The organism is Kitasatospora sp. NPDC085879 (assembly GCF_040686255.1).
GTDB lineage: Bacteria > Actinomycetota > Actinomycetes > Streptomycetales > Streptomycetaceae > Kitasatospora.
Window position 1 is genome coordinate 115,398 of sequence record NZ_JBFBJZ010000009.1, and the last position, 15,708, is coordinate 131,105.

The following is a 15,708-nucleotide window of genomic DNA, read 5'->3' on the forward strand; positions in this document are numbered from 1 at the left end:
GGGCCCGCTCTGCGGCGGGCCCGTCCGCGCGTGTCCGGGCCCGGCCGGACGGTCCGCCGAACGGCTCGCCCGATCATGTTTCGGCCGGGCCCGTGCGGGCCAGGAGGGGTAGTGTCCGGTTGACGGTCGTCGTACGGCAGCGGAGCCACAGCGCCACCCACCGTACGCGTCCGGCCTGCCGGCGTGTCGCGACCGCGGACGCCGGACGGCCACCGCCGTACGGATGTCCCGACGTGGAGGTGCCGTGCCCAGCTCCGTCCCCTGGATCTCCCGCGCAGCCGCCCTCGCCGCACAGTTCGGCACCGCACTCACCGACAGCGGCGGCATCGGGCGGCTGCCGCGCCGCACCTGGCACCGGATCCGCACGGACGCCTTCGGTGCCGATCCCACGGGCGAGCGGCTGGAGCGCGTCCGGCGCTCGCCGCAGTTCCGCGACGGGGCCTTCCGCAACCCCGTCCCCACCCGGCGGCTCGCCGACGGGTACTCGCCGTTCGCGGTCAGCCGGGCCCAGCTCACCGGTGACCGGACCCGCCGGGCGCCGGCCGCCCCGGTGCCGCTGCACCGGCTGCGCCCGATCGACCTGGCCGCGCCGCCCGCCTCCGGGCTGCGGCTCACCTGGCTCTGCCACGCCACGGTGCTCGCCGAACTGGACGGCCGCCGGGTGCTCTTCGACCCGGTCTGGGGCGAGCGCTGCTCGCCGTTCTCCTGGACGGGCCCCAAGCGGCTCCACCCGATGCCGATCGGCCTGGCCGAACTCGGCCCGGTGGACCTGGTGGTGGTCTCGCACGACCACTACGACCATCTCGACATGTCGACGATCCGGGCGCTGGACGCGAGCGGCGCGGTGTTCGCCGTCCCGCTCGGGGTGGGCGCGCACCTCGAGCACTGGGGCGTGCCCACGGAGCGGATCGTGGAGCTGGACTGGTGGGAGAAGGCCGAGGTCGCCGGGCTGACGCTGACCGCCACGCCGGCCCGGCACTACTGCAGCCGCGGGCCGCGCACCCATCCGTACGCGCTGTGGGCGTCCTGGGTGGTGGCGGGCCCCGAGCACCGGGTGTTCCACAGCGGGGACACCGGCTACTTCCCCGGTTTCGCCGAGATCGGCGGCCGGTTCGGGCCGTTCGACGCGACGATGGTGCAGATCGGCGCGTACAGCGACTTCTGGCCCGAGGTGCACATGACGCCCGAGGAGGGCGTGCGGGCGCACCTGGACCTGGACGGCGGGGTGATGCTGCCGATCCACTGGTGCACCTTCGACCTCGCGCCGCATCCCTGGGAGGAGCCGGCCGAGCGGACGGTGACGGCGGCGCAGGCGCTGGGCGTGCGGTTCGCGGTGCCCCGGCCGGGCGCACCGTTCGAACCGTCCGATCCGCCTGCGCCGACCCTGTGGTGGCGCGCCGTCGCCCGGGTGCCCGGGGACGGCGGACCGGCCGTCCCGACCGAGCCGGCCGCGCACGCCTCGGCGGCCCGGCCGCGGCCCGCGGCGACCGGGCCGGCGGCCACCGGTCCTGCGGCTACCGCGGACGACGACGGGATCACCGTCTGACGGCCGGGCAGCGGGCACGGGCTCAGCCCCGTGCCCGGACGGCCTTCCAGGCGACGTTCTGCACCGGCAGGGTGGCGACGCCGACCAAGGCCCCGGCTCTCGCCGAGGTGAGCGTGAGCAGTCCGGCGACACCGGCCAGCAGGGTCACCACGAAGGACGTGGCGTCCGGCTTCCGGATGAACGAGGTGTTCGGCTTGCTCGCCTCCCCTTGGTGAACAGCCCTCACTGGTCCATCAGCAGGCAGAAGCCGACCGTGAGCACCATCGCGACGGCGAAGCCGACGAGCAGCGCGTCGAGCGACCGCACGGCCGGCCGGCCCCGGCGCTCGACGAGGGCCACACACAGGCCGGCCAGCGGCCCGAACTCCGGCCCGACCCCCCGCGGGCGACGTGACGCTGTGCGACGTCGCCCGCACCCACCATAGGGCCTGCGGTCAGACCGGGTCGGGGCGGCCCGCGGCGTGGGCGCGCATGGCTGCCTCGACCAGGGCGACCGCGGCGCGCGGGTCGGCGACCTCGACCACCAGCCGGCTGTAGCGCTCGTCGGCGAGCTCCACGACCACCGCCCCGGCGGGGTTGTGGACGTCCCAGAAGACCCACTCGCCCTGGGAGCGGAAGGTGCCCGCGGTGATCACGCCGGGCAGGTGGGTGCCGCCCATCCGGATGCCCTTGGACTCGTGGACGATGCCGGGGTCGGCCGTGGCGCCGCGGACGTTGGCCAGCGGGATCTCCAGCCGGCTCCTCAGGGCCCAGAGCTTGTCGAGGCCCTCGACCTCGACGATCAGGGTGTCGTCCACGACGGACAGCTGTGCCATCTGATGGCTCCTCGGGTGGGGGTGCGGAGGTGGGGTGTTCCGGATGGTCGGGCAGGTGCTCACGGGCCGAGGCGGTCGGCGAGCGCCAGGACGGCGGCCGCGCCCGGGCGGTCCGCGTCGGCGCGGCCGCGCAGCCGCACCCCGAGCACGGTGGCGGCCAGCGCCTCGGCGAGCGCCGGCGCGGCGTCCGGGCCGAGCACCTCGGTGAAGGCGGCGTCCAGGGCGACGAGGCCCTCCTCGACCAGGGCGGCGGTCTCCGGGTCGAGCGGGGCGCGCTCGGCGGCGGCGAGCAGCAGCAGCCCGGCGGCCGGTCCGCCGTCGTACGCGGCGGCGGCCTGCGCGAGGGCGGCGGGCAGCGCCGCGGCCTCGGCGACGGCCCGGGCGAGCGGCAGCACGTCCCGGTCGAGGTGGCGGCGGAGCGCGGCCAGGTAGAGGCCCCGCTTGCTGCCGAACACCTTGTACAGGCTGCCCCGGTGCACGCCGAGCGCGCCCACCAGGTCGTCCACCGACGTGCCCTCGAAGCCGTGCACGGCGAACAGCCGGGCAGCGGCCTCGACGGCCTCGTCCTCGTCGAAGGCGCGTGGTCGTCCCATGGGCGGAACCGTAGCGAGTTGAAGAACGATCAGTCAAGAACGATCGTTCAACAACACCGCCGGCAGCACACAAGGGGCGTCCGGCCACCTCGGCGATCGCGCCGCGCGGTGCATCAGCCCGCCAGCACCTCCCGCAGGGCGGCGGCCTCGCGCACGGCGCGGGAGGCGCCGCCGCGGGTGGCGAGGGTGGTGATCTCCGGGATCGGACCGCGGGCGTTGCTGCGGCGGGCGCAGTCCGCGGCGACCGCGAGCAGGTCGCCCGCGCCGCGCGGCGGGTCGCCGGCGAGCAGCTGCGGTAGGGCTGCGGCCAGGACCGACCAGACGGTGCCGTGGGCGCCGGTGTCGGCCGCGGCGCGCAGTGACTCCGCGAGGCGGTTGGGCTTGACCGAGCCGAGGGCGAGCAGTTCGGCGCTCTCCCGGCCGAGCAGTGCGCCGTCGAGGTCGCCGCGGGCGGCCAGGACGAGCAGGGCGTCCACCGCGGCGGTGCGGTCCTCGGGGTGCCGGGCTCCGAGGCCGTAGGCGACCGCGAGGTGCATCGCGGGCCCGGCGGGGCCGCCGGCCTCGGCGAGGGCGGGGAGGAGCTGCGGGCCGCCGCGCTGGTCGGCGTCCGCGGCGGCGGCGAACCGCTCCATCAGGCGGGCAGCGGTCTCCTCCCGGTGGTGCGGCAGGATCGCCGCCCACCGCTCGGAGGCCGGCGGGGTCCACCAGCTGTCGTGCCGTGCGAGGTGACGGTCAGTGGAGTCGAGCAGGCGGTCGGCGTCGACGGGCAGCCCGGCGGTGCCGGCGGCCGGCTGGTGGACCAGGCGGCGTGTGGTGGAGAGCCGGCGGCCGTTCGGTCCGCGCTCGGCGGACGGCGCGCGGACGGTGGACGGCGGGCGCGGCAGGCCGCCGTCGCGCAACCAGGCGGCGAGCCGCTTGCCGGCCGGGGTGCCGATCGCCGCGGCCGCCGCGATCACCGCGGGGTCGGCCGTCGGCGTCACCCGCAGCAGGGCCTGTCCGAGGTCCGCCGGACCGGGCTCGGCGCCGAGCCGCGCGTACCCGGCGAGCCGGGCGACCAGCGCGGCGGGGTCGATCGCGCCGGTGGCATCGGTCGGGGTGGCCAGCAGGTACGGCAGCGGGCGGGCGACCAGCCGGAGCACCGCCTCCTCCAGCCGGGAGGCGATCTGGGAGTCGAACGCGGTGGACCACGAGGTGCGGAACACGCCTCGCCGGTGCGCGACGTCGGCCGCCTGTTGGGCCTGGCGCAGGGTCATCCGGCCGACGGCGGCCTGGGCGACCAGCCCGAGCTCCTGCGGGTGGTGGGCCCGCAGCACCGGGTCCAGGGCCTCGGCGAGGGCGGTGCGGTCGGCCGCGGCGTGCCGGACGAGGCCGTCCAGGACGCGCTCCCAGGGCACCAGGCCGGTGTCGCCGGCTAGCGCGGCGGCCAGCTCCTCGGCGAGTTCGGCCGGGGTGCCGATCGGCTCGGGCACCGGGCGGGGCCGCGGCACCGGAGGCAGCAGTTCCCGGTACTCCTCGGCCCGCACCTCGGCGCCGAGCAGCTCGGCGGCGCGGCGGTGGTGGGCCGGGTCGAGCTGCTCGGCGGCGGCCCGCAGCTCCGGGAGGACGGCAGGGCCCGCGGCGGCCAGGTGCCTGCCGACCACCTTGAGCGCCTGCTCCTGGAGGCCGCGGTCGGGGTGGCCGAACGCTCCGGCGGCGGCCAGTACCGCCGGACCTGCGCGGTCGGGGGCGGTGCGGGCGGCCCGGTCCAGCCAGCCGAGCTGGGCGCGGACGAGCTTCTTCTCGGTACGGAAGAGCACGGTGGGGCTCGCCTCGTCGAGCACCTCGGGGTCGAGCCGTCCGGCGGTGTCCAGCGCGGCGAGCGCCTGCTGGGCCAGGCCGGCGGTGGTGGACGGGCCGGCGAGCAGGGCGAGCAGGGTGCGCACCCGGGCCGCGTACTCGTCCTCGGTGGGCGCGAGCGCCTGCAGGACCGTCAGGAAGATCCGGTGGTCGTTGGGCCGGCCGCCGCCGCGCAGCAGCCGGGCGAGGCAGCGGTCGAGCACGTCGGCCCGGTCGAGGACGCCCTCGGCGGCGAGCCGGGCCAGCACGGCGGGCCAGCGCTGGGAGTCGTCGTGGGCGGCCCAGGGGCCCTCCAGTTCGCCGGCGATGTCGGGCACGTCGAAGACCCGCGGGGCGAGCACCGGGGTGAACGGGTCGGAGGCCAGCCGGGCGAACAGGTCGCGGCCGGGCGGCAGGGTGCCGAAGGCGGCGTGCCGCGGCTCCGGTCGGGAGCGCTCGCGCACCCACTGGGTGGTGAAGGAGTCGCTCGTCGGCACCGGGCAGCCGGTGGAGCGCACCAGGTACTCCAGCAGCGGGAAGTGCTCGGACCAGCCCCAGCCGGGGGCGCGCCGCTCCGCGAGCCGGGCGGTGACGACCTGCCGCCACGCGAGCGGCTGGCGGTCGATCACCTCGACGAGCAGCGGGTTGCGCCATCCGGCGCGGTCCTCGAAGGCCCGGCTGCCGATCCATTCGGCGGCCGCGGTGGGCGAGGTGAGGCAGCCGGCGCCGGCGACCAGCAGGGCCGTCCACCGGTCGGGGGAGCCGGACCAGCTGTCCCGCATCTCCTTGCGATGCTCGCGCAGTGCGGGCACCTCGGCCCGGCGCTGCTCCGGGGTCAGCCCGGCGAGGGCGGCGGCGACACCGGCGGTGTCGCCCTTGCGGACGAGGTCGGCGAGGCTCATCGCGCGGCCTCCGGCTGCCCGGCACGGACCAGGCCGACCGCGAGGACGTGCTTGCACGGCCCGCGCCCGCCTCGGTACTTCGCCCACCAGAGGCAGGTGCAGCCGAGCTGTCCGTCGGCGCCGGTGCGGACCCGCTGCACGTGGTCGTCGACGGTGACCTCGGCGAGGCCGTCGGCGAGCCGGACGGCACCCGCGGCGGCCAGCGCCCGGGCCGCGCGGAGCCGGGGGTTGTGGGCCTCGGCGCGCCCGGCCGCGTACGGCAGCACGCGGTGGAAGTAGGCGGCGTCGGCCGGGTCATAGCCGATCTGGCCGGCGGTGCCGAGCCGGGTGAGCGCGGCGCGGACCCGGTCGGCGCTCAGCCCGGACTGGGCGGCGAGCTCGGCCGGGTCGATCCGCGGTTCCCAGGCGAGCAGGGTGGCGATCAGCTCGGCGTCCTCGGCGGAGCCCTCGGCGGCGAGCGCGGTGAGCACACCGCCCTCGCCGGAGAAGCCGCGCGAGGCGTCCGGGGAGAGCGTGAGGGTGAGCCGCATGCCGGGCAGCACGACCTCCCAGGCGGAGGCGGTGGGCGCGGTGGCGGCGGCCGGGCCGTACACCCGCAGGGCGAGGGCGTGGCGCAGCACCCGCTGCAGGGCGGCCAGCCGTTCGGGGCCGGGCAGGCAGACCGCGCCGGGCACCGGGCGGCTGGTGGGGCGCAGGGTGCGGCCGGCGGGCACGACCCAGCCGGTGGTGGAGGTGCGGCCGCCGGTGCGGGGCAGGGCGCGGAGGAAGCGGACGGCCTCGGCGGCGGGGAGTTCGGCGCGCAGGTCGAAGCCGGCGGCGATCACCTGGGTCTCGGCGAAGCCGCGCAGCCAGCGCTCGGGCAGCGGCACCTTCTTCTCGACCATCGGGCCGTCGAGGGTGGTGACCTCCAGGGCTTCCGGGCCGACCGCCAGGTGCAGCGGTTCGCCGGTGCCGATCCGGCCGAGCCCCTCGCGGAGCGGGTTGTTGACGTCGACGTTGGTGGTGCCGTGGCCGAGCTCGCCGCCGTCCAGGCCCTCGGCGAGGACGTCGAGGCGGGCGTGCACGCCGCAGCAGCCGGAGAAGGACTCGAAGCGCAGCCGGTCGCCGCCGGCGGTGACCACCGGGTCGAGGGAGGCGCGCAGCTGCGGCTGGTAGTAGCGGGCGGCGGCGACGTCGGCCACCGCGAGGAGGGCGGCCGCGGCGGCCGCGGGCGAGGTGAGGAAGCCGCTGAAGAACTGCGGGTTGGCCACCGCCCCGAGCGGGCCGGCGCCGCCGGAGGTCTGCAGGGCGAGGTCGCGCCCGGCGGTGCTCTCGTGCACCGCGGAGGGGCGCAGGTAGGCGTACGTCTGCACGGCTTGCGTCATGTCGAGGACGCTAGGGGCGGGGACTGACAGGGCGTCGCTTCTGGAACAGGTTCTACTCTCCCGGCGCACCACGGGTAACCCAGGTCACACCGTGGCGCTGGGGCGATCTGCCAGTATGGAGCGGTGAACGACGCCATGGAGCAGGGAGAGCCGGCCGACGACCAGGTGGCCCCGTTCGTCGAACTGCTGCGGATCGAGGAACTGGACGAGAACCTGTTCCGTGGTCGCTGCCATGCCGGCGCGCCGATGCGCGCCTTCGGCGGCCAGGTGGCCGCGCAGGCGCTGATCTCGGCCGGGCGGACGATCGGTGCGGAGCGTGCGGTGCACTCGCTGCACGGCTACTTCCTGCGCCCGGGCGACCCGACCCGGCCGATCGTCTACCAGGTGGACCGGATCCGGGACGGCTCCTCGTACGCGACCCGCCGGGTGACGGCGGTCCAGCGCGGCGAGGCGATCTTCACCATGTCGGCCTCGTTCAAGCGCCCGGAGGCCTCGTCCGAGCGGCAGCGCACGATGCCGCCGGTGCCGGGGCCGGAGGAGCTGCCGGACCCGTTCGTGGACTGGGAGCGCGCGAACCCGGAGGACTTCGCCAAGTCGACCGGGTTCCGCGCGCTGGAGATGCGCTTCCTGCCCGCCGACGCGCCCGGGATGCCGGCGGAACTGCCCGGGGTCCCGCAGCAGTTCGTCTGGCTGCGAACGGGTACCCCGCTGCCGGACGACGACCCGCTGCTGCAGGTCTGCGCGCTCACCTACCTCTCCGACCTGACGCTCGCCTCCACCACGGCGCTGCACCTGGAGCCGCACCGTTTCGGGCGCAAGGAGCCGCGGCGGACGATGCTGGCATCGCTGGACCACGCGATGTGGTTCCACCGGCCGTTCCGGGCCGACGAGTGGCTGCTGTTCGCCCAGCGCAGCCCGTCGGCCTCGGACGGGCGGGGTCTGGCGCTCGGCGAGTTCTACAACCGGGACGGCCTGCTGGTGGCCTCGGCGGTGCAGGAGACGCTGCTGCGGGAGGCACGCGCGACCCGTCCGTGACCGATCGCGTCATACCCGTGCGGCACCCCGGGCCCTATCATGGCGAGGGTGACCAAGGTTGACCTGTCACCCCGTCCGGTGGAGGCGATGTCGCCCCGTCAGCTCGAACGGCGCGGAAACCTGATCGCGGCCGCCCTCTCACTGGTGACCGAGATCGGCGTCGAGCGGCTGCAGATGCGCCAGGTGTCCGAGCGCTCCGGGGTCGCCCTCGGGACGACCTACCGCTACTTCTCGTCCAAGGACCACCTGCTCGCGGCCGCGATCGCCGAGTGGCACCGCTCGCTGCTGACCGACCTGGTGGGCGAGGTGCGCGGCCGGCGCGCCGGGCTCACCGCCAGCGACCGGATGGTGCGGTTCGTCCGGCACGGCATGCGCGCCTACCAGCGACAGCCCGAGCTCGCCCGGCTGCGGGTGTCGGTCGCGGCGTCCACCGACCCGTTCGCCAGCGAGGCGCTGCAGGCGATGGCCCGGGCGGACGGCGTGGCGCTGCGCGCGGTGATGACCGAGGTACCGCCCAGCCAGGGCGACGTGGTGCGGCACATCGTCGGCCACGCCTGGCAGGGCGAGCTGACGGCCTGGGTGACCGGCCGCACCACCCTGGACGACGCCCGGCGCCGGCTGGAGGACGTGGTGCGCCTGGTGCTGACACCGTACGAGGCGGCCGATCCGGCGGCCTGACGGCCGGTCCGGAACGGCCAGTCTTAAATCGGCCGTAAGCGTTCCTGACGTTCCTTGACCGCGGCCCGGCAGGCCCCGACGCTGGACGGACTCCGCCCCCGGAACCTCGCAGACCCCCGGAACCCCTCGTCCTGCCCCCGACCACGAGAAGGCCTGTCATGAACACGCCCTCACGCCGCCTGCTGCTCGGTGCCGCACTCGGCGGCGCCGCCTCCGCCGGACTCCAGATGGTCGCCCGCGGCGACACCCCGGCCGCCGCCCCGGTCGTCTCCAGCTGGCAGCTGCGCTGGTCGCCCTCGGCCTCCTTCGACGGCCTGCGCGCCTTCGAGACCGTCGAGGACGACCGGGCCGGCTCGCACCCCTCCGCCCGGCCGCACATCACCACCGACGGCGACGCCTACCGCTGGACCATGCACACCGTCGACCGGGACACCGCCACCGACCGGCAGCGCCACGAGGTCACCGGCATGCGCAGCCCCGCCGGCGGCCCCTTCCTGGAGTGGCGGCCCGGCGAGACCTGGCGCACCACCTACGCCGTCCACATCCCGTCCTCGCTCCGCGCGACCACCACGTTCACCCACATCATGCAGATGAAGCAGCCCGGCAACGGCACCTCCCCGATCGTCGTGCAGTCGCTGCGGCGGGTCGGCGGCAAGGAGACGATCGAACTCGCCCTCCCGCAGTCCGACACCCTGGTCGGCCGCACCGACCTGGCCCCGCTGCACGACCGCTGGGTCGACGTCGACTTCCGGATCCGGATCGGCGACGGGTCGAAGGGCATGGTGCGCTGGATCCTGCGCAGCGGCGGCACCACCCTGGTCGACGCCACCAAGGACGGCGTGGACACCTTCCTCGCCGACCGGGTCCGGCCCAAGTGGGGCATCTACCGCTCGCTCGGCGACACCTCCGGCTCGCTGCAGGACTGCCACCTGCTGATCCGTTCGATGCGCGGCTACCAGCTGGTCTCCGGGGCGTCCGGGATCTACCGGGCCGAGGAGGCCCTGCTCCGGCAGGGGCGGGTCGAGACCGACACGGCCGGGACGCGCTTCGCGGCCTTCGACGGCGGCCCCGGGGCCGGCGCCGAGTGGACGGTCGACGCGGGCACGCCGGCGAGCGCCACCCTCGCCGTGCGGTACGCCAACGGCGACCCCGTCGACCGGCCGATGGACATCGCGGTCAACGGCAGCCGGGTGGTCGCCGGGCGGGCCTTCCGCCCCACCGGCGGCTGGGACGACTGGGCGACGGTCGCGATGCCGATCACGCTGCGCACGGGCGCCAACACCGTCCGGGTCACCGCCGTCGGCGCGGCCGGGGCACCCCGCCTGGACCGGATCGCGATCGCCTGAGCCGGTGCCAGTACCGGTGCCGGGCCTGGCGTCCGGTGTCTCACACCACCGTCACCGGGTGCACCACGACCGCGTCGAAGAGGTAGCCCTCGCGGTTGAACGGCGCCTCGGCCGGCTGGGTGCGGCCGAGCAGGTCGGTGGCGCGGGCACGCAGCCCGTACCGGCCGGGCTCGGCGGGCCGCCAGTCCACCGCCCACCGCCGCCATCCGTACCGGCTCGGCGGGTCCAGCAGCTCGGCCGGGTACCAGTCGCGGCCGCCGTCGGTGCTCACCTCGACCGCGCGGACGGCGGCCGCCCCTGACCAGGAGCGGCCGCGCAGCCGGTGGGTGCGGCCGGCGGCCAGCACCGCGCCCGGGGCCAGTTCGAAGGCGCTCTTGACGGTCTGCCGGGTGAGCGCCGGGCCGCCGCCGGCCGGCTGCCCCGGGCCGAACAGCCGGTAGTACGCGGTGGTCCACGGCGACTCCAGCGGCCGGTCGGCGACCTCGACCGACCCCAGCCACTTGATCGAGGCCACCCCCACCCAGCCGGGCACCACCAGCCGGGCCGGGCCCCCGTGGTCGGGCGGCAGCGGCTGCCCGTTCATCTCGTACGCGACCAGCACGTCGTCCAGCGCCTTGCCGATCGGCAGCGGGCGGCGCACCCGGCCGAGGTTCCGGCCGGCCGCCCGGTACTCGGGGTCGAGGCCGCCGGGCAGCACGTCCACCGCCGCCGGGCCGAGGCCGGCCCGCTCCAGCAGTTCGCCGAGCGGCACCCCGCGCCAGGCCGCCATGCCGACACCGCCCAGCCCCCAGGCGGTGCCGGGCGCGGGCGTGCCCTGCTGCTCGGACCAGTACCGGCGCCCGTTCCCGGCGCACTCCAGGACGGCGTCCAGGGTCACCGCGGGCAGGGCGCGCAGCTCGGCGAGGGAGAAGACCGCCCCCGGGCCGCGCAGCCCGCTGCCGTGCACCCGCAGCCGCCAGGTCTCCTGGTCGATCCGTGGGGTGCGGGTGTGGTTGCGGACGAAGAACCGCTCGTTCGGGGTGTGCAGGCCGGTGCCGGCGAGCGTGTCCCAGCGCATCTCGGCGTTGCCGCCGTGGCGCAGGAACCACTGCGGGGGCAGCGGCTTGGCGATGCCACCGCCTCCTGCCGAGGGCGTCCCGGGAGGCACGGCTCCACGGTAGTACGGCCGACCGGGTGACGACAGCCGCCCGCCGCACCTGGCCTGACCTGCGGTGACGGAGTCGATGCCGATCTTCCGCCGGGACTTCATCCGCGCGTAGCCGTCCTTTCACACCGGCCTGGCACGATCCGGGGCATGGTCGAACCATCCGCCCCGATCACACCGATCGCCCCGATCACACCGATCGCCCCGCCGCATCCGCGTTTCCCGCTCCCCCGCCGGCACCGCCGCTGGCTGGCCTGCGCCGCCGTCGCCGCCGCCGTCGCGCTCGGCGGCCTCGGGGTGGGCGTCACCGCGGAGACCTTCGGGGACCACCGGCGCGACGCGGCGGTCCAGGCGGCCCGCTGAGCCGATCGAGTGGTGCCGGTCCGGCCCGCGGCCGATACTGCCGTCATCGACACAGGCACCTGAGCGAGGGGGTGGTCACATGGCCACCGGCACTGTCAGGACGTACTACCCGGGCCACGGCTACGGCTACATCAAGCCCGACGACGGCGGGCCGGAACTGACCGTCTACTACGACTCCATCGTGGACGCGCCCGGGCACGTGCTGGCCGACGGGCAGCGCGTGGAGTACGACGCCACCGTCCAGGAGTTCCGGGAGGTCGCCGAGCGGGTCCGCGCCGTGGAGTGAGCCGCACAAGGTTCTGCGGTCCGGGTTTCAGGCGCCGCGGGAGTGGCGGCCGGTGCCCGGGGCCGGGTGGAGTTCGGCCTGCGGGGCGTAGCGGGCGGCGGGGGCGCGGAGCACCCAGTTGCGGCCGGCCTCGGCGATCAGCTGCATGCGGTGCAGCAGGTCCAGGACGTCCCGGCGGAGTGCGGTGCGGTCCGCGAGGTAGTCGCACTCGGGCTTCTCGGGCAGCCCGTAGTCGTCGGTGATGTCGCCGAGGGCGCCGTCTATCAGGGCGTCGGGGACGAGGACGGCGGGCGGGGCGGCCTCCTCCGGCAGCGGTCGGAGCTCCTCCACCAGGCGCTCGGCGAGCAGCAGGGCGGTGTGGGCGAGCGGCCCGGCACTGGCGGAGGCGAGGTCGGAGAGTTCGTCGGCGGGGTCGACCAGGGCTATGCCCTCGGCCCGGATCTCCGCCTCCAGCCCGAGGAAGTCGGCGAAGAGCTCGGCCTCGGCGGGCAGCCGGCCGAGCAGCCAGGCGCGTTCGGGGGCGGCGAGCTCGTCGGTGAGGACGACCGGGTTCTCGGCGAGCAGCCGGCGGACCGCCACGGCCGTGCCGTCGGCGGGGCCGGTCGGCACCGGGGCGGGCGCGGTGAGCAGCGTGCGGGCGAGGTCGCGGTCGAGTGCGATTCCGCCGTCCGGCTCGGTGGTGACGACCTGCCAGTCCGTCAGCAGGGCGGGCAGCTCGGGCCGTTCGAGGTCGGGCACGCGCCCGTCGGCGATCGCGCCGAGGGCGAGCACGAGGGCGGCGTACCCCTCGGGCCGGAAGCCGGGCTGGGTGCGGCCGGCGAGCGGGGCCTTGTGCAGGCGGGCGTGGCCGGGGCCCACGGTGAGGGGGTAGCCGAGGAGTTCACCGAATCGCCTTGTCAGCCAGTCGGCGTGACGGTGGATCAGCGGGAAGCCGGCACCGTGCGGCCCGGCGGGGGTGACCAGCGGGTGGGCGAGCAGCAGCCGGGCGGCGGTGCGGCGCTCACCGGCCGCCGCGCTCTGCCCCGGGCCCCGGGTGCGGTCGGGGCGGCGGTGCCGGCCGGGGGCGGCGGGCGCCGGCACCCGGCCGGGCGGGGTCTCGGGGCGGGCCCGGCGCAGACCGCGGGAGCGGGCGGCCGCGGCGGCGGCCCGGTGCACGGTCGGCCCGTGCCACCAGCTGACGGCGGCGGCGGGGCCGTGCGAGTCGGCGGGGCGGCCGCCGAGGTGCCGGGCTGGGTACAGCCCGAACAGGGCGGTGAACAGTCGGTGCGCGGCCGCCTCGTCGGCGTCGGCGAAGCGCCGCGCGAGGAGCTCGGCCTGCGGGTACGCGCCGGTGCGCGCGTGGGCCGTGAGCTGCCCCGCCCCGCCCAAGCGCCCGTCCGCCGCGCCCCCGGCCGCCCCGCGGGCGCCGGTCGCGTACTCGTGCTGCTCCATGTCGCGTCCCAGCCTAGACGGTGCCCGGGGCCGGACGGCACGCCTCCGCCGGTCGGTCCGGGACCGCCGCTACGGGCGGGTAACCTCACCTCTTCCGTGTGCGCCCGGTGTCCCCTAAGGTCCTGGCATGCCGAACCTGCCCGACGTCGTGCGGTGGTCCATACCCGCCTTCGTGCTGCTCACCGTCCTGGAGGCGGTCTCCTACCGGTTCCACCCGGACGAGGACGAACAGGGGTACTCCCCGAAGGACACCGCGGCGAGCCTCTCCATGGGCCTCGGCAGCCTGCTGTTCGACGCCGGCTGGAAGATCCCGATCGTGGCGGCCTACTCGGCGCTGTACGAGCTGACCCCGCTGCGGGTGCCGGTGCTGTGGTGGACGGTGCCGCTGATGCTGCTGGCGCAGGACTTCTTCTACTACTGGTCGCACCGCGGCCACCACGTCGTGCGGCTCCTGTGGGCCTGCCACGTGGTGCACCACTCCAGCCGCCGGTTCAACCTGTCGACGGCGCTGCGCCAGCCCTGGACGGGCGCCACCTCCTGGGTGTTCTACCTGCCGATGATCGCGCTCGGCGTGCACCCGGCGGCGCTGGCGTTCTGCTCCTCGGTCAGCCTGGTGTACCAGTTCTGGATCCACACCGAGCGGATCGACCGGCTGCCGCGCCCGGTCGAGTTCCTGTTCAACACGCCCTCCCACCACCGGGTGCACCACGCCTCGCAGGGCGGCTACCTGGACCGCAACTTCGGTGGCATCCTGATCGTCTTCGACCGGCTGTTCGGCTCGTTCACGCCGGAGACGGAGCGGCCGGTCTACGGCCTGACGAAGAACCTGGAGAGCTACAACCCGCTGCGGGTGGCGACCCACGAGTACGCGGCGATCGCCCGCGACGTGGCCGCGGCCGGCAGTTGGGGCGACCGCCTCCGCCACCTCACCAAGGGGCCGGGCTGGCAGCCCGCCCGCACCGAGAGCCCGGAGGGCACCCTCGTATGACCGTCTCCGCACGACTGCGCGCCGCGCGCGGCCTCGTCACCGCCTTCGCCGCGACCTCGGCGGCCCACCTGGGGGCGATCGCGACCGGCTCGACCGTGCTGCAGAACGCCACCAAGCCGGCCCTGATGCCGCTGCTGGCCGCGCACAGCCTGGCCTCCGCGGAGCGTGCGCCGAAGCTGCTGGCGCCGGCCCTGCTGGCGAGCACCGCGGGCGACGTGCTGCTGCAGCTCGGCGGGGACACCGCCTTCCTGGCCGGAATGGGCTCCTTCGCGGCGGCTCACGTGGCCTACGTGACGATGTTCGCCCGGCAGGGCGCCTTCTCGGACGGGCGGCGCACCCTGCTCGTGGCGGCGGGCTACGCGGCGGCCTGGGCGGCGGTGATCACCCAGCTGTGGCCGGACCTCGGCTCGCTGCAGATCCCGGTGGCGGTGTACAGCCTGCTGCTGGCGTCCACCGCGGTCTCCTCGGCCGGTCTCGGGCTCGCGACCGGGATCGGCGGCGGCCTGTTCCTGCTCTCGGACAGCCTGATCGCCGTCCGGCTGGCCGGCTGGAGGCTGCTGCCCGGCCACAACGTGCTGGTCATGGCCACCTACATCGCGGCGCAGTACCTGCTGGCGCGGGGTGCGCTGCGGGCCGAGGAGGCCCGGACGGCGCCGCAGGTGGCGGACGAGGCCGCCGGGACGCGACTCGGCGCCCCGGCCTGAGCGGGCGGGGCGCCGAGCGGACGAGCGGGCATCAGGACTGCGGGGCGCGGCGCCGCAGCAGCCAGAAGCCGCCGAGTCCGGCGGCGACCAGCGCCCCGCCGGTGGCCAGCTCCCGGGGGCCGGTGCCGGTGACCGAGCCGCCGACGCCGGTGGCCACGCTGCCGTGCGGCTCGGGCGCGGTGGTTCCGTGGCCGGAGCCGGCCGGGGTCAGCGGGGCCAGCACGCCGACGGTGCCGCTGAACGGGTCGCCGTTGGGGCACTTGCCGTCGATGCCCCAGGAGGCGGGCTTCTCGGTCACCTGCTCGGAGAGGGTGAGCTCGGTCGCCGAGAGCAGCGCGATGCTGCCGGTGTAGGTGCCGTTCGGGCCCGAGGTCAGGGTGACGGAGCCGCCGGTGAACGCCTTCGAGGTGGCGGTGATGGTCTTCGTCGTGCTGGCGGGGCAGACCACGTTGACGGTGACCTTCTCACCCGGGGCGGCCTGGGCCGGGGTGACCTTGGCCGGTTCCGGCCCCTTCGCCGGTGCAGCGGGTGCGGCGGGCGCCGCGTGCGCGGTCGGCGCGGCGAGGACGAGCAGGGCGGTCGTGCCGAGCGCGGCGGCGGCGGTACGCGGGATGCGCATGCCTGACCTCCAGGTTCTCGGATGCGGCCGGGGGCGGGGTCGCCCCGTGGTCGGTCGGCTGCACCCGGTCACGCCCGACG

At 76.2% G+C, this 15,708-nt stretch carries 15 protein-coding genes and 2 pseudogenes; 9 read left to right on the forward strand and 8 right to left on the reverse strand.

Features of this window, described 5'->3' with window-relative positions:
• Window positions 1–325: 325 nt before the first annotated feature.
• A complete protein-coding gene (locus tag AB0P35_RS09825; RefSeq protein WP_363508975.1) occupies window positions 326–1,546 on the forward strand; it encodes an MBL fold metallo-hydrolase in 1,221 nt (406 codons plus the stop codon).
• Window positions 1,547–1,619: 73 nt separating this feature from the next.
• On the opposite strand, the pseudogene AB0P35_RS09830 reads toward AB0P35_RS09825, so the two are convergent.
• The 5 genes and pseudogenes from AB0P35_RS09830 to AB0P35_RS09850 form a co-directional block, all read right to left on the reverse strand.
• A pseudogene (locus AB0P35_RS09830) lies at window positions 1,620–1,921 on the reverse strand (DUF389 domain-containing protein); the annotation flags it as partial.
• Between the two features lie 58 nt (window positions 1,922–1,979).
• On the reverse strand, window positions 1,980–2,360 hold the full coding sequence (locus AB0P35_RS09835) for a hypothetical protein (protein ID WP_363508816.1): 381 nt from the start codon (window positions 2,358–2,360) through the stop codon (window positions 1,980–1,982).
• A 59-nt stretch (window positions 2,361–2,419) separates the two neighbouring features.
• A complete protein-coding gene (locus AB0P35_RS09840; protein ID WP_363508819.1) occupies window positions 2,420–2,953 on the reverse strand; it encodes a helix-turn-helix domain-containing protein in 534 nt (177 codons plus the stop codon).
• Between the two features lie 113 nt (window positions 2,954–3,066).
• Window positions 3,067–5,670, reverse strand: coding sequence for a DUF6493 family protein (locus AB0P35_RS09845; protein WP_363508822.1), 2,604 nt, complete (start codon window positions 5,668–5,670; stop codon window positions 3,067–3,069).
• Window positions 5,667–7,034, reverse strand: coding sequence for an SWIM zinc finger family protein (locus AB0P35_RS09850; RefSeq protein WP_363508825.1), 1,368 nt, complete (start codon window positions 7,032–7,034; stop codon window positions 5,667–5,669). Before AB0P35_RS09850 ends, AB0P35_RS09845 begins: the two co-directional genes overlap by 4 nt.
• A gap of 135 nt (window positions 7,035–7,169) precedes the next feature.
• Between AB0P35_RS09850 and AB0P35_RS09855 the strand changes: the two genes are divergently transcribed.
• The 4 genes and pseudogenes from AB0P35_RS09855 to AB0P35_RS09870 all read left to right on the forward strand — a co-directional run bounded on the left by AB0P35_RS09855 (window position 7,170) and on the right by AB0P35_RS09870 (window position 10,093).
• The gene (locus AB0P35_RS09855) at window positions 7,170–8,069 is read left to right on the forward strand and encodes an acyl-CoA thioesterase II (RefSeq protein WP_095875307.1); all 900 of its coding nucleotides are present in this window, start codon (window positions 7,170–7,172) and stop codon (window positions 8,067–8,069) included.
• A 48-nt stretch (window positions 8,070–8,117) separates the two neighbouring features.
• The gene (locus AB0P35_RS09860; protein WP_218835709.1) at window positions 8,118–8,747 is read left to right on the forward strand and encodes a TetR family transcriptional regulator; all 630 of its coding nucleotides are present in this window, start codon (window positions 8,118–8,120) and stop codon (window positions 8,745–8,747) included.
• A gap of 158 nt (window positions 8,748–8,905) precedes the next feature.
• A pseudogene (locus tag AB0P35_RS09865) lies at window positions 8,906–9,712 on the forward strand (Tat pathway signal sequence domain protein); the annotation flags it as partial.
• Window positions 9,692–10,093 carry a carbohydrate-binding protein gene (locus tag AB0P35_RS09870; RefSeq protein ID WP_363508978.1) on the forward strand — a complete coding sequence of 134 codons (402 nt, stop codon included), beginning with the start codon at window positions 9,692–9,694 and terminating at the stop codon, window positions 10,091–10,093. The pseudogene AB0P35_RS09865 and the gene AB0P35_RS09870, both read left to right, overlap by 21 nt.
• Before the next feature lie 40 nt (window positions 10,094–10,133).
• Here the strand turns inward: AB0P35_RS09870 and AB0P35_RS09875 are convergent, their stop codons facing one another.
• Window positions 10,134–11,240 carry a sulfite oxidase gene (locus AB0P35_RS09875; RefSeq protein WP_363508828.1) on the reverse strand — a complete coding sequence of 369 codons (1,107 nt, stop codon included), beginning with the start codon at window positions 11,238–11,240 and terminating at the stop codon, window positions 10,134–10,136.
• Window positions 11,241–11,387: 147 nt separating this feature from the next.
• Between AB0P35_RS09875 and AB0P35_RS09880 the strand changes: the two genes are divergently transcribed.
• Together AB0P35_RS09880 and AB0P35_RS09885 are read left to right on the forward strand one after the other, a co-directional pair.
• Window positions 11,388–11,600, forward strand: coding sequence for a hypothetical protein (locus tag AB0P35_RS09880; protein WP_363508831.1), 213 nt, complete (start codon window positions 11,388–11,390; stop codon window positions 11,598–11,600).
• 79 nt (window positions 11,601–11,679) lie between these two features.
• Window positions 11,680–11,886 (forward strand): cold shock domain-containing protein, encoded by a 207-nt coding sequence (locus tag AB0P35_RS09885; RefSeq protein ID WP_095872185.1) that lies wholly within the window; start codon window positions 11,680–11,682, stop codon window positions 11,884–11,886.
• Window positions 11,887–11,913: 27 nt separating this feature from the next.
• Here AB0P35_RS09885 and AB0P35_RS09890 read toward each other — a convergent pair whose 3' ends face one another.
• Window positions 11,914–13,317, reverse strand: a complete 1,404-nt coding sequence (locus AB0P35_RS09890) for a DUF2398 family protein (protein WP_363508834.1) — start codon at window positions 13,315–13,317, stop codon at window positions 11,914–11,916.
• 127 nt (window positions 13,318–13,444) lie between these two features.
• Between AB0P35_RS09890 and AB0P35_RS09895 the strand changes: the two genes are divergently transcribed.
• Together AB0P35_RS09895 and AB0P35_RS09900 are read left to right on the forward strand one after the other, a co-directional pair.
• Window positions 13,445–14,305 (forward strand): sterol desaturase family protein, encoded by an 861-nt coding sequence (locus tag AB0P35_RS09895; protein WP_363508837.1) that lies wholly within the window; start codon window positions 13,445–13,447, stop codon window positions 14,303–14,305.
• Window positions 14,302–15,009, forward strand: coding sequence for a lysoplasmalogenase (locus tag AB0P35_RS09900; protein ID WP_363508840.1), 708 nt, complete (start codon window positions 14,302–14,304; stop codon window positions 15,007–15,009). The genes AB0P35_RS09895 and AB0P35_RS09900 overlap by 4 nt, the downstream gene beginning before the upstream one ends.
• A 31-nt stretch (window positions 15,010–15,040) precedes the next feature.
• On the opposite strand, the gene AB0P35_RS09905 is transcribed toward AB0P35_RS09900, so the two are convergent.
• Window positions 15,041–15,628, reverse strand: coding sequence for a hypothetical protein (locus AB0P35_RS09905; RefSeq protein WP_363508843.1), 588 nt, complete (start codon window positions 15,626–15,628; stop codon window positions 15,041–15,043).
• Window positions 15,629–15,708 lie beyond the last annotated feature (80 nt).

Excerpts from the sequence above, each read along its gene's own strand:
- AB0P35_RS09835 (WP_363508816.1), bottom strand. The coding sequence starts at position 2,360 with ATGGCACAGCTGTCCGTCGTGGACGACACCCTGATCGTCGAGGTCGAG.
- AB0P35_RS09840 (WP_363508819.1), bottom strand. The coding sequence starts at position 2,953 with ATGGGACGACCACGCGCCTTCGACGAGGACGAGGCCGTCGAGGCCGCT.
- AB0P35_RS09845 (WP_363508822.1), bottom strand. The coding sequence starts at position 5,670 with ATGAGCCTCGCCGACCTCGTCCGCAAGGGCGACACCGCCGGTGTCGCC.
- AB0P35_RS09850 (WP_363508825.1), bottom strand. The coding sequence starts at position 7,034 with ATGACGCAAGCCGTGCAGACGTACGCCTACCTGCGCCCCTCCGCGGTG.
- AB0P35_RS09855 (WP_095875307.1), top strand. The coding sequence starts at position 7,170 with ATGGAGCAGGGAGAGCCGGCCGACGACCAGGTGGCCCCGTTCGTCGAA.
- AB0P35_RS09870 (WP_363508978.1), top strand. The coding sequence starts at position 9,692 with ATGCGCGGCTACCAGCTGGTCTCCGGGGCGTCCGGGATCTACCGGGCC.
- AB0P35_RS09880 (WP_363508831.1), top strand. The coding sequence starts at position 11,388 with ATGGTCGAACCATCCGCCCCGATCACACCGATCGCCCCGATCACACCG.
- AB0P35_RS09885 (WP_095872185.1), top strand. The coding sequence starts at position 11,680 with ATGGCCACCGGCACTGTCAGGACGTACTACCCGGGCCACGGCTACGGC.
- AB0P35_RS09890 (WP_363508834.1), bottom strand. The coding sequence starts at position 13,317 with ATGGAGCAGCACGAGTACGCGACCGGCGCCCGCGGGGCGGCCGGGGGC.
- AB0P35_RS09895 (WP_363508837.1), top strand. The coding sequence starts at position 13,445 with ATGCCGAACCTGCCCGACGTCGTGCGGTGGTCCATACCCGCCTTCGTG.
- AB0P35_RS09900 (WP_363508840.1), top strand. The coding sequence starts at position 14,302 with ATGACCGTCTCCGCACGACTGCGCGCCGCGCGCGGCCTCGTCACCGCC.
- AB0P35_RS09905 (WP_363508843.1), bottom strand. The coding sequence starts at position 15,628 with ATGCGCATCCCGCGTACCGCCGCCGCCGCGCTCGGCACGACCGCCCTG.